Annotated in this window: 11 protein-coding genes; 7 read left to right on the plus strand and 4 right to left on the minus strand. The window is 62.1% G+C overall.

The window, feature by feature from the left end; translation table 11 throughout:
* Nucleotides 1-163: 163 nt before the first annotated feature.
* A complete protein-coding gene (locus tag GFY24_RS14250) occupies nt 164-982 on the minus strand; it encodes a serine hydrolase (RefSeq protein WP_194852862.1) in 819 nt (272 codons plus the stop codon).
* A gap of 1,431 nt (nt 983-2,413) precedes the next feature.
* On the opposite strand from GFY24_RS14250, the gene GFY24_RS14255 reads away from it, so the two are divergent.
* A complete protein-coding gene (locus GFY24_RS14255) occupies nt 2,414-2,974 on the plus strand; it encodes a cysteine hydrolase family protein (RefSeq protein ID WP_228566328.1) in 561 nt (186 codons plus the stop codon).
* Nucleotides 2,975-2,990: 16 nt separating this feature from the next.
* Here the strand turns inward: GFY24_RS14255 and GFY24_RS14260 are convergent, their stop codons facing one another.
* On the minus strand, nt 2,991-4,502 hold the full coding sequence (locus GFY24_RS14260) for a DUF11 domain-containing protein (protein ID WP_194852863.1): 1,512 nt from the start codon (nt 4,500-4,502) through the stop codon (nt 2,991-2,993).
* A 428-nt stretch (nt 4,503-4,930) separates the two neighbouring features.
* Here GFY24_RS14260 and GFY24_RS41970 point away from each other — a divergent pair, with 428 nt between their 5' ends.
* The 5 genes from GFY24_RS41970 (at nt 4,931) to GFY24_RS14285 (ending at nt 7,826) form a co-directional block, all read left to right on the plus strand.
* Nucleotides 4,931-5,311, plus strand: coding sequence for a hypothetical protein (locus GFY24_RS41970; RefSeq protein ID WP_228566282.1), 381 nt, complete (start codon nt 4,931-4,933; stop codon nt 5,309-5,311).
* Nucleotides 5,312-5,803: 492 nt separating this feature from the next.
* Nucleotides 5,804-6,178, plus strand: a complete 375-nt coding sequence (locus GFY24_RS14270; RefSeq protein WP_228566283.1) for an ATP-binding protein — start codon at nt 5,804-5,806, stop codon at nt 6,176-6,178.
* 326 nt (nt 6,179-6,504) lie between these two features.
* Complete coding sequence (locus GFY24_RS43710) at nt 6,505-6,762, plus strand: GntR family transcriptional regulator (RefSeq protein ID WP_194852864.1); 258 nt, start codon at nt 6,505-6,507, stop codon at nt 6,760-6,762.
* On the plus strand, nt 6,711-7,022 hold the full coding sequence (locus GFY24_RS14280) for a hypothetical protein (RefSeq protein WP_153805485.1): 312 nt from the start codon (nt 6,711-6,713) through the stop codon (nt 7,020-7,022). The genes GFY24_RS43710 and GFY24_RS14280 overlap by 52 nt, the downstream gene beginning before the upstream one ends.
* 234 nt (nt 7,023-7,256) lie before the next feature.
* Nucleotides 7,257-7,826 carry a hypothetical protein gene (locus GFY24_RS14285; protein ID WP_153805486.1) on the plus strand — a complete coding sequence of 190 codons (570 nt, stop codon included), beginning with the start codon at nt 7,257-7,259 and terminating at the stop codon, nt 7,824-7,826.
* A 995-nt stretch (nt 7,827-8,821) separates the two neighbouring features.
* Here the strand turns inward: GFY24_RS14285 and GFY24_RS14290 are convergent.
* Nucleotides 8,822-9,088, minus strand: a complete 267-nt coding sequence (locus GFY24_RS14290; RefSeq protein WP_153805487.1) for a hypothetical protein — start codon at nt 9,086-9,088, stop codon at nt 8,822-8,824.
* Between the two features lie 674 nt (nt 9,089-9,762).
* Entirely contained in the window at nt 9,763-10,785 is a 1,023-nt protein-coding gene (locus GFY24_RS14295; RefSeq protein WP_153805488.1) for a site-specific integrase, read from the minus strand.
* Nucleotides 10,786-11,388: 603 nt separating this feature from the next.
* Between GFY24_RS14295 and GFY24_RS14300 the strand changes: the two genes are divergently transcribed.
* Nucleotides 11,389-11,631 (plus strand): hypothetical protein, encoded by a 243-nt coding sequence (locus tag GFY24_RS14300; protein WP_153805489.1) that lies wholly within the window; start codon nt 11,389-11,391, stop codon nt 11,629-11,631.
* Nucleotides 11,632-11,970: the final 339 nt, after the last annotated feature.

The raw sequence follows: 11,970 nt of genomic DNA on the forward strand, positions 1-11,970 counted from the left end.
GGCCCGAGCAGATACCACCGGTTTCCCGCAATGTCGAGGAAGACGGCAACCTGCCCGTACGAGATCGAGCATCGCCAGACCGGTGGCTGCGGGCTCGTTGTGCACGCCGGCCTTCCCGCCAGCCCGACTTGCTCGACCAGGTTCTGCACCCCAGTCGTCGGCGCTACAACGGATTTCGATCGTATGCGCTGACCATCGTGCGCCCCAGCTTTGCGACAGCCTCTACCGGTCGAGAGGTCGCCCCCCAGTTGACAGCGCCGTCCTGGACTTCGCTTGCGAAATATGCGTAGATGACCTCGGGTCGGCGTTCTTCGGTGAAAAATACGCCGACTTCGGATCTGATGTCGTCGAGCACACCATATTTGGTGGATATCCGCGATCTTTCGTTCGACGATAGACTTCGCCGGATTCCGTCGGTATATCCATCGGTGCTGACAGACATTATGTCCAGGAGAATTTTGGTGGACTCCGGGGAGAGTATATTCCCGCCGACGATACTGTACAGCAGGTAGCTGATCTCTCGCGGCGTAGTTTTACCGGTAGCGAATCTTTTCAGCTCCGGAAGTGGTTCAACGCGGGTGTTGACAAGTCCCCAAGACTCGTAGATATTGTTGATTTCATCACCGCTGAGGAAACGGGAGATCATTCGAACGGAACTGTTGTCCGAAACTTGGATCATAGCTACGAGAATGTTCGACAGGGTCAGCTCATCACCTATCTCCACCTGGTTGACATACAACCCGGAGCCCGGGGCTACCATCTCTTCGGTCAACGTCGTCTTGTCTGATAGCTTCAACTTTCCGGCATCTACCTGATGAAGTACGGCAGCTGCGATACCTACCTTTTGAATGCTCGCCGCATCGATTATTCGGTCCGCATCCTGTGAAATCACCTGATACGGAACCCCCTCGATGATCTCGACTACCAGACTGTGCCAATTTCCAGCGGCAGGCGTGGCCTCGACAAAGTAGTCCAAGGCCAATTCGACTCCCGCCGGAGAGGGAATCCTGACAGCGGAGGTACGTGTCACATAATCCGCGAGGCTCGTAGGCGGATGGGTTATATTCTCCCCCGCGGGCGATGCCTGCGCCGACGTTGTCATGTATTTCAGCTCTGAATATGCCATTCCCAGTAACAGTGGCCCAGCAGCAAACAACTTACGGCGATCAAACATATTGAATAGCCTCCTAGAGAGTTCAGGCAATTTGCCAGGCGACCGAAGTGGGCGTGGGCGCGTTCGACGGCCGCGAAGACCGCGGCACGGTCAGTGTCGCGGGAGGAACCGGTGACGAACCAGATCTTGCTCAGGGTCGTGCCCTTGCTGGCGTTGAGAAGCCCGCAACAGGCGTCTTACAGCGAAGAGACAAGCCGCCACAGCGGCGAAATGCACCGCACATTTCGACGCCCGGTGGCAGGGAAGGCCGGCGGGTGGTAACCGGCACTCGCCGCACCGAGCATGACGAGAAATGCTGATCTCCTGCGCATTCGAAGCTCCTCGCGAAACCACGGAACCTCTACCACGCGATAGAGGTAACTGAACAATCGCCATATCCAGGACGTTTGACCATATCTCGGTTCGGATGCATGACATTCCTCACCTGTACCGAGGCTTATTCTCTTGTTGCAGCGCGAGTTAACGCCCCATTCTACGGTGCGGAACATCTTCGATGTTCAGTTGCCAGAATTTTGCCGTCATGCGATTCGGTGACATACCGCCCATAGGGGCACTACCGGCCCTACCTCGCTGCGTGGCAGGGCGGGTGGTGGATTGCTCTTCAAGATGTCATCTCGGTTCGAGACTTTCCCGCAGATCTGCCGCGGGTTCTGCCCAGCTTGCGAATCGACCATGGCGTCTAAAGGTGACGAGGCTGGTTTGGTCGGGGTCACGATAATGGCGTCGGACGATCACGCCGACCTGGTGCCGGTCGAGCAGAGCTTTGCCCACAACTCAGTCTCGTGGCTGCCCCCGTTGGGATGACCTGGAGCCGCGCTGGGCAGACACACTTGTGGCCGCCCGGCGCGGCGTTATGGCCGTCGCCCAGCCAGCTCTCGGCGGTGGAGTCAGGGTGATCAAGACGGGTCCAGCTGGCGCCAGTCGTGCCAATCGTTCTGTCTCCGAGCGCTTTTGCCGCAGGAACGACAATGTCAGATCGATCCCTTCGATCTCGCCGAGCCAGGACTCCTGCGTGGCGCGTGCTCGCCGCTCAACCAGGTCAGCTTCGATCTCGGCCAACCGCGGCAACATCTTCGGATTGATGTTGAGCATGGGGCGCGGGGTCCGTATCCCCGGCGAGGCCGGCATCGGCGAGGTTCTCGGTTGTAGCCGATTCTGCTGTGCGCGGCCGGAATTCGATCGATCATCGGGTCAACCGATCCGACGGGGGAGGTGCTCGTGGCAGAGCTCGCGGTGTTGATGATCGATAGTGTTGCCCCTGTGCCTGGGAATCTGGTACTCGAGAAGACCCGACACAGCTTCTTCGCCTACACCGAACTGGACCCTATCCTTCGAAGCCTCGGGGTCACGCGCCTCCTCGTGGCGGGACTGCAAACCAATGTGTGTGTCGAAGCGACCGTCCGAGCCGCACTCGAACAGAATGACGACGTGGCAGTCGCCGAAGACGCCGTCTCCACCGACAGGCTTGAACTGAACCACGGCGCACTCGATTCGATGCGCTCTATGTCGAGGTCGCCCCGTAGCGGGAACTCATTGTCGAAGGCGCGCAGTGGAATCGGGCCTATACGACACCGAACTACGGCCGCAACCACCTCTACTGGGACGAGACCGCCCCCGTGGAGGTCCATATATCCGGAAATACCGGAATATTGTGCGCATTCCGGTCTTGCCGGATTCCTGGTCTGGCCTTCCATAACCACCGTTATGGAAGGCCAGAACCGAAGGAGACAGATTCACCTGTCTCCTGACGTGGGACTCGTCATTTCGATGTCAGTAGACGACCTGGGGATTCGTCACTGATGTCAATAGATCGGAGTTAAGGGCGGGTCACCTCGATCGCGTGGAGGTTGCGCAGGATGCCGTCACCGGCCTCGTGCTGGGATGGGTAGAGCAGTTGCAGGGCCACAGGCAGGGGCGTGCCCGGCTCGATGGTGTGGGTGTCGTCGGGTGTAGCGATGACGACGGATCCGTCGGTGCCGTCCTTGATCACCTTGTACCACTGAGTCTGCTGGGGATTGATGCGGGTTCGTGCCGGTACGTCGAAGCGGATCTCCCACCAGACCACCCGCTGTTCGTGGGCGGCCAGAGTGAGTTCGTAGCTGATGACCCATCCCTTCGCGTCCTCGGGCCAGGTCTGGGGCCACTGCCCGACGATCACGGGGGTGACGGTGACCGGTGGCCGGTCGACGTCGGTGGTGACCGAGCCGGAGTGCCGCTCGGCGGTGTTGGCGCGGGACGGTGAGGTGATCATGCTGGTGCAGGTGAGCCGGCCCTCGTACTGCGGGTCGATGGTGCCGGCCAGGTTGATGGTCGCCTTGCTGCCCTTGGGCAGGTCGATCGGCATGTGCAAGCCATCCCGGACCGAACCGGTGCCGCAGACGGCCCCGTTCTCGGCCTGGCAAGTCAGCTCCAGGTCGGTCAGCCCCGTCGGAACCGTGCCATCCAGCACGGCGTCAGGGGCGTCGTTGGGGCCGAGATTCTGCACGCTGATGGTGTAAGTGATCCGATGTCCCGACTGCGCCGTCTGTGGGCCGCTCATCTCCAGCGGAATCTCTGCGGGCAAGCTCACCTTGAGATTCCTGATCCGGTGGTAGGCGGTCGCGGCGCCGGTTCCGGCCGCGAAGCCCAGTTTGAAGGTCTCGGGCACCGGTGGCTGGCCGTCGGCGCCGGCGAGATCGAAGTCGTCGATCAGCAGGGTGCCGTTCGGGTTGGTTTTGTCGGCGTGGCGTACGGTCAGTCGGCCGCCGATTATGGAGACCTGGATGTGGGCGCCGCGCTCCCAATCCGCGTGGAATCCGCCCGGCATCTGGACGCCGGTGAGCCAGCTGAACCCCTCGCGCAGACTGCCGGCTCCACGTACCCCGACGGTATTGGGCCGCTGTGCGCCGCCTCCCGTACCGGCCAGCGGCGTGGCGAAGTTTCCGAAGTTGTCGAAGCCGACGCCCACGAACCCGGCGGTGACTCCCGGCGCGACGATGTGCTCCGGCGACGACTTCGTGATGGAGTAGCCGAGTGCGCCGCCGCGGCCGCCGGGCTGGGTGGTGTGCGCGCCGTCGATCACGTAGACGCTGAAGCCGTCGCCGAGCGTGGCCCCGCCCTCGCAGGAGTAGTCGAAGTCGATGGTGACCCCGAGCCTGGACGAGAACGGCTGATCGAGGAACGCCGTCCCGGCCTGGGAATTGGCGTTGGGGGTGAGCTCCAGGCTGCCGCCGTTCAGCCGCGCGCTGCCCAGCAGTTGCCAGTGCGGGTTGGTCACGGTGTCCTGGGTGAACGATTCAACGATCGGGAACTGTGCCTGCTGGATGGTGACCGGTGCATACGTAGTCATAGTCGAATCCTCCTCGGCCGGATATGGCATGAGATGAGCGATTTCGCCACGCAGATTTTGACCAGTACTCCGCAATCACGATAGCGCCTTTGATCTCGCCAGAACTACGGTCCGCGGACAGAAGCGCAAAGTAGTTATACGAGGATATGAAGTAGGCGTGAGCCCCTACAATGTCCAACCCCTGGCTGTATCGGTGAATTTCGGTATCGTCGGACGGCGAATCGTGACTGTCGGTTGCCAGGGGGAAGGGACCACTTCGAAGCTGTTTTTGCCATGAATATGGGACCACCCCGTTTGCCACTCAGGGACTGACGCTGACGAAGATCCATATCCTGTTGGGTCGGCGCGGGGTGGTGGTGTCGTATCGGACGTTGAATCGGTATGCGACAACGGAATTGGGGTTCGGACAACGCAAGACCACGGTCCGGGTGGCCGACTGCGACCCAGGCGCGGAGGTCCAGGTCGACTTCGGCCGGCTCGGTTTGCTCGCCGACGCCGCTGACGGTCGACGTCGGGTGGTGCAGGGCCCGATCTTCACGGCGGTGTATTCGCGGCACATGTTCGTCTTCCCGACCTACCGGCAGACATTGAACAAGGTGATCGCCTGGTTCGAAGCCGCGCGGGCGTTCTTCGCCGGCGTGTTCGCGGTCGTGATCCCGGATAACATGAAGTCGATCGTCGACAAGGCCGACGCCACCGACCCCAAGCTCAACGACGCGTTCCGCGAATACGCTCAGGCGCGTGGGTTTGCGGTCGACCCGCCCCGGGTCCGCAGCAACCCAGAGTCGAACGCTGTGTTCCCTACGTGAGATCGAATTTCTTTGCCGGAGAACAGTTCCGGGACCTGCCGGACTGCCGCGAACGCGCGGCGCGGTGGTGCGCGCAGACCGCGAGGACGCGGATCCACGGCACCACCCGGCTGCGCCCGGCCGAGGTGTTCGATGCCGACGAGCTGATCAAGGTTCAGCCTGCTGTCGCTCCTGGTCGCCGTCAGACCGATCGGGCCGACCTGCCCTCGGAGGCGTCGGTTTATACGATGCGAGATCTGAATACCCTGCAACGCAAGGCCTCTGGACACGGCGAATACATCGGTGTCTATGCCGCGGCCGTGCTCGAGCATCCGTTGCCCTGGACGAAGATGCGGCAGGTCTATCGACTACTCGGCCTCGTGCGTCGCCACGGCCCTGATTCGTCCGCGCAACAACCGATTTCGCTGTCGGGAGGCCGTCATAACCACCCGCCGCCCCGCTGCGACACCCGCAGTCGAACCGATCGATATCTCCCCCGAACTCAAGTCGCTGATGCGGCGGCTCAAGCTCTGGCAACCCCTGGACACCCTGCCCGAACGACTCGCGTTGGCGCGGTCGAACCGACTGCCGCACCACGACTTCCTGGAGATGTTGTTCGCCGAGGAGATCACCCGCCGAGACCGCGAATCCGCCCAGCGCCGCGCCGAGACCGCGCATCTGGACCCGCAGATGCAGCTCCAAACCTGGGACGACACGACCGCGGTCAATTTCGACCGCGAACTCTGGGCCGAGCTCACCTCGCTGCGGTTCCTCGCCGACGGGCTCGAAGCGATCGAGACCAACGACTTCTACGAACTGATCGTCGAACGCCACCGCAAGGCCTCCACCGTGATCACCAGCAACCGGGAGCCGCCGGAGATCCCATGATGGCCGATCATCGCCGCCCACACCCAGCTCCGGCTCGCCCGCCCGCTGGCTGCCGACCTGCGTCATCGGTGGGAAAAACCCGCCGCACCGACTCACCCCGGCCCGAGTCCGTCGAGAGTTCCGGAACCTCCGCGCCACAGTCGGCTCTCCCGCCAGCGCACCCAAACCCACCCGAGCAGGTCCTGGCCGACCGCTCGGACAGCGAAACCGACACCGCGCCACCCGCTTTGACGTCGGCAAAACCGTCAAACGACTCACAGCGCTCTACCAACGCGACCGATCCGGAGGTTAAAGAACAAGCTTGTAGCTGAGTTATGTTGACGCTCATGGCCAATCGCTCTGCCTCATTGACCGACGAACTCCGCACGCTAATCCTCAACGGTAAGTACCGGATTGGCGATCGGCTCGACGACGTGGGCGAAGCTGTCGACCCGCGGGCTCCCTCGCCTCTCCGCACAGCGCTTCGAACATTGGCAAGTGAAGGCCTGGTGGTTCGCCGCGGAGGCGGTTCGTCGTTGCCTCCACTCAGCGGATGGAAGAAGTCGATGTGTTGGAAGAATTGGTCGGCCTGCCCAGCCAGCTGACCAGGCTCGGCGCGGCGATGGCGGCTCAGAGTGGCGGCAACATCTTCAGCGTCGACCTCAACGATAAGCGGAATCCTCGGGACTACATGGTCATGCATGATGCTCTGGATCTGTACGCCAGAACTCAGCGGGCCGCGGTCGGACCTGATAAGACCAACGATCTACGACTTGATCTCGCCGACGATGCAGACGCTCTGTACGCAGACGCTGGATATAGAGGAACGCCAGGGGCTGTAGAGGATTCCAAGCCGATCGTGTGATCGGGCCGCGCCCACCGCCGGAACGCCTCACATATCGATCAGGACAATGGTCCAAAAAGCAGATCGGGACATGGTCTGTTAACGTCCCGTCTGAAGCAAATAGCGTGAAAGAGATTGGGGCGAGCCATGATTACCGGGGGGCCAACCACTCAACCGCCGGCTGACGAACGATCTGGCCGACGGCTGTCCAGCCCAATCGCAACAGTCTCGCAACGCCGTCCGAAGCAGCCATGGGTGGTCGGCGGCGCAATCGCCGCCGCGCTGCTGATCGGTGGCGTCGTCACGCTACTGATCACCAACAACTCCTCGTCCACGGATGTGGGTGCCGCACCGGCCAAGATGATCACCGAGTTGCCTGACCAGTGCAGCCTCATCTCCCCGGCGACGTTGGCCGAGATCGCCCCGGGCGCAACGTGCAACGCCCCACCGTCCGCATACGGCAAAGTGACCTCGGTATCCCCAACCTGGACGGTGACGTCAGGTGTGAAAGACTCGACGTCTATCAAGGTGACGCTCGCTACTACCGCCGACCCGCAGAAAATGTACGCCGAGGCCAAGGACTCGGTGAGCTCGTTCAGTTCTGCGCATGACATCCAGAACTCGGAGACCCTGGCTGTGGGCGACGCCGCCGAGGTGGTCGGAGGGCGGTCCCGCATCATCCCTGCGGCTTCCGAAGCACGTGCGATCGGGTACCTGCGTAGCGGTGCGGTAGCGACCGTGACTTTCACGTCGTATGTAGACTCGTCGACTGCTGTAGCCGGTGCGAAGGCGTCCTTGTCGGATATTCTCCTACAGTTCCAGTAGCGAACGCGTACACACAGCCAGGTCACCCGGACCCCATGAACCCTATTGTGTGACAGTGGGTCTCGTCGATCCGCGGTGAACAGGCCAAGTCCGGAGTGAGCGGTCTCAAGGGGCTGGCCTTCGAGTTCCTCACCCAATGAGAGGCAATGGCTCCTGCGGTTGGTCCTCGTTAGGAATGCGTGCGTCCTGTTGGTGGGTTTGCGTGCAGCCGCCCGAGAGTCGGACTTGGGACGGATCTGACGAGAACTTCACCCGCCGCTGGCGGAGGTAAGCCGCTGCGGCGCAACTGGATTCTCTCACGGAGGTCGTACGTCCGCTGGGGCCTTCAACAGGCGCAGCCGGGTATAAGCCTCCACGGTCGGCCGGGTCCAACGGTTGGCCCCATGGGGTCGGGTAAACTCCGGGCGGGGTCCAGCGCGGGGATTGTTTGTACATGGAGAAGGCGCGTTCGATATCGAACCGCCACAAGAACATTCGGCTGCAATTCGACATCAGTTGCGGTGGTAGCAACGCGTGACCACTACAGCCATGCGGGTATGTCTGCGCCACCGCTGGGTCGTTGCTCAACAGGCAACGAGATCACGGTGCCCTCGATGATCGGCATCGGCCTGTCTCTCTCGGCCGCATACCTGGCGGCGTTGCAGCCTCGGGTACATCCGACACCAGGCATGCAGGCCGCTCGTAAATCTAGGCATGCGAGCTTGTTGCTCGAGGCGGTCCCGCCGAGTGAATAGATGCCAATCGTGGGCGACTGGCATGGTCATAGGCCATGCGCTGCGTGCCGTCTGTACGGGGCGTTTCTTGCGGCCATTTGCACCTCTCTTGCTCTGCCTCTGAAGTGGGGAATTCCATCGCGCTGGCGCACGATTAATCCAGTGACCGATGTCTGATTTGTCGGGATTTCCGTTCAGCCTGGCGGTGGCTGTATTCGCTGGCGAGATGGCCGGGACAAGAAGTGTCACTCCGGGCTGGCCTCTCGGCGGACCTTCAGCCGACTAGTAGTCCCAATCGAAGAACTCGAACGGCAGTAGATGGTGGAACCATCCCGGAGGGATTCCCCAGCCCGGAGGGAAGAATCCCCAGCCCGGAGGGAAGAAGTGCTTACTGTCCCAGCCGTGGTCCCAGTGCTGATCGACAGGGGTGGGGGTGTAGTTGGTGACCACATCGGCCTGGGCCGGCACGGTCACGGCAGTGACCGGAGCCACCGCAATCGCACCGGCGAGGACGGCCCGAGCCACCGTTTGCCTGGTCATTGCGAACATTGCTGATCCTCCTAATGATCGAACGGTCGCATCATCGTGATGCTCCGGAATCCCGACTGCTGATGCTGGCGGAAATTCGTCGTACGGTCCGTGCTGGGAACTACCGTTGTGTGCCGATCGAGCCAGTTCTGGTCATGTGGGTGTGGGTGGCTCTGCGGCGTGGTGCATGACGGCGTGCCACCACGATTCGAGCCGACTCGGCTCCGGCCAGCGCACCACTGGCACATCCTCATCGGAACCGCTGGTGATGGTGGGTGTCGTCGTATGCCGCTTTCCCGGCCGGCGAGCGAGCCTGTCACCGCGTGGTTCGCGTGGGCTTACTGTCATGGCGCACCTCCGAATCTCTGGCCCGACGCCCGGTCTCACCGGGGCGGGCTGGATTCGCAACTCGCGGCGGCGGTGTACGCCGAGGTCGACCGCGCGCGAGGAATGCCACGAAGGCCCAGGGGCAATGCCGAGGGGTCTGCGCCACCGCAGAGGGGGCCGACCTGCGCCATAGTAGGCTTTCAAGGTCAACGGCAGGCTACTTCAGTCCCGTCATCCCAGCAGATTCGCCCATCCTGTGGGGTCATGCGGTCACTTTAACGCCGGCATGCAGTCACAAGGAAGAACGAGTCGGGTGCAGTCACATACGGCGATTGGGACAAGCCGTCATAGTGATGCGGTCGAGCACACTACGGGCGCGTCGTGAGCGCCAGGGGATGGGGAAAACCGGTCACGGCGGTGAGTGCCTCGGCGACCTCGGCCAGCGATGCCCGGACATAGATGATTGTCGCGACGTCCCCGTACCTGGGTTCGCCGTGCCCGGCGTACGCGCGTGCTACAGCGAGGCCGAACTCGCGCTCGACGAAGGTGAGCGTGGTGTATCGCAGCCAATGTGCGCTGACCTGCATCGTGTTTGCCCAAGGGAGGTGCGCGCGAATACGCCCGGACAGATAGTCGTACCGTCGTCGCCCGACTGGGCGGCCGGAGCGGTACCGCAGCGCCTTCGTTGTGGTCGTTGACCCCCGGCGGGAACCCACGTGATCGAGGAGGCGGCTCATCAGCAACGGGGAGATCGGTTGCCAGCGTTCGGTTCCGCCTTTTTCCCGCAGCTTGATCAGACAGTCTTCGGGATTGAGGTCCTCGACCCTCAGGGCCAGGACTCCGCTTTTCCTGCAGGCGGTTTCGATATGCAGCCGCACGATGAGCGCGTCGAGCTCTCTGTCGTTTCCGGTGGTCGCGGCCACATGTCCGATCTGTCGAACCTGGTCGAAGGTCAGTGCGTGCCGAGTGCTCGGGAGCTGAGGGGGTTTGTGTGCGCGGGTGGCGGGATTGTCGGCGGGGCGAATCAACCGGTCGGCCTCGGCGTGCTGGTAGATGCACCTGATCGCAGAAACCATGTTCGCTGCAGCCCCACGTCCACCACGCGCATTCACCCGGACCACCGCCTGGAGCTGATGCTCCTTCACGAGCTGGTCGATTTCGGTGGTATTCGCCTCATCGAGGGCCCTTGCGCCCCAGTGTGTCTCGACGATCCGCCAGTACGGCTGGTAGTTGCGGACCGTGGACTTCGGGAGTGCGGTGCGCAGACGCTGAATGTACTCGCCGAAAGTCGGTACCGATCGGTGATCATTGTGGTGTTGGACGAGTTCGTCGATCGAGATACCCAGTCTCGAGAGCAGATGTGCCGCGGTACTGAGGTCATCGTCCCTCATGGCGTTGGTGTCCACACTGATGGGCGATGCGCCCAACGTGCCGCCGCGACACTGTGTGTCGGATAGATGACCAGCTGGGCCAGCGCGGGGAGGGCAGCGACCAGTACCCGATCGCCTGCCCGCAGATCACACGAGTGCCGAACCTCGGCGGGCAAAACCAGGTATCCGCGAGCGTGTACCGACCAACGGCTTTCATCGGCGCGCCGAACGACGATGAGACCAGCAACTGCCGTGATCGAAAGGCGCTGTCCTGAAACCCATCTCAGGGAAGTGGTTGCTGATCTGTCCGATAGGCGCCCGTTGCGGTCGAGGGTTGCGCAGAGGACTGGAACATTTCATCGAAGGCGTCGCTCGGGCCAATACGCGTTCGTTCTCGCGCAGAATGTTGTGGCCCAGGCCCGTGAGGTGGCGGTGGACAAGGTTGGCTGGGATCGCGTTGATTGGGAAGCACGCCGATTAGCCTTTTCGCGATCCAGGCGGCGGACACGTCTCGAACCGGTCGCAGACCAGGGCCGAATCGAGCCTCGCCAGGACGTATGCCGGTGCCGAGGACGGACAGGAACAGGACACGGAAGTACGGTGCCAGTTTGATCCTTGGATTGGGTGACATGGGGCAACCTGCGAGACACCGTAGCTACCCATGTCGCAGGGAAGACAGGCGACAAGCCGCGTGCCAGTGCGCAATTGGGCCATGCGGACGGTGCGGGTGTTGCGGTGCGTCACTACATCGACCAGCAGGGATACGTGCATGTGGTGGTGGACAATTCCGAGGTGCTGGAGGACCTGAAACCATCGAAAGTTACACCAAAACTGCATTCGGGCGCTGAAACGATCTATCCAGACTGAAACATTTATCAGTCAACGGTAGTGTGACGTGCTGGAATCCGATCGGAATAGGGTTCAGTACTAGCCAATTTGGGAGATCCATGAAGTCTCCCAGGGGCTGTTGCGTGACCGGGTGATTCGCGCCGTAATCATCTGGCGTGTAACGGGTTTGGTGGAATCGGAGGTCCCAGGAGTTCCCTGGAATTCCTGGGACCTCCCGGGTTTTCGAGCCCAATCTGACACTGAAACGTGGAGCCCGATTCCCGGATGTTCCCGGGTTGGGCGTCGGGCGGATGAGGTCTCAGTGTGGCTCGCAATAGCCAGGGCTGCGTGTGGACCCGGGCATTCCACACGCTCCGT

The sequence above is a fragment of the Nocardia sp. SYP-A9097 genome, assembly GCF_009649815.1.
In the GTDB taxonomy this organism is placed as follows: domain Bacteria; phylum Actinomycetota; class Actinomycetes; order Mycobacteriales; family Mycobacteriaceae; genus Nocardia.

What these genes read in the sequence shown, in the direction of transcription:
- GFY24_RS14255 (WP_228566328.1), top strand. Translation starts at nt 2,414, where the DNA reads ATGATCGATAGTGTTGCCCCTGTGCCTGGGAATCTGGTACTCGAGAAG.
- GFY24_RS14260 (WP_194852863.1), bottom strand. Translation starts at nt 4,502, where the DNA reads ATGACTACGTATGCACCGGTCACCATCCAGCAGGCACAGTTCCCGATC.
- GFY24_RS14270 (WP_228566283.1), top strand. Translation starts at nt 5,804, where the DNA reads ATGCGGCGGCTCAAGCTCTGGCAACCCCTGGACACCCTGCCCGAACGA.
- GFY24_RS43710 (WP_194852864.1), top strand. Translation starts at nt 6,505, where the DNA reads ATGGCCAATCGCTCTGCCTCATTGACCGACGAACTCCGCACGCTAATC.
- GFY24_RS14280 (WP_153805485.1), top strand. Translation starts at nt 6,711, where the DNA reads ATGGAAGAAGTCGATGTGTTGGAAGAATTGGTCGGCCTGCCCAGCCAG.
- GFY24_RS14290 (WP_153805487.1), bottom strand. Translation starts at nt 9,088, where the DNA reads ATGTTCGCAATGACCAGGCAAACGGTGGCTCGGGCCGTCCTCGCCGGT.
- GFY24_RS14295 (WP_153805488.1), bottom strand. Translation starts at nt 10,785, where the DNA reads ATGAGGGACGATGACCTCAGTACCGCGGCACATCTGCTCTCGAGACTG.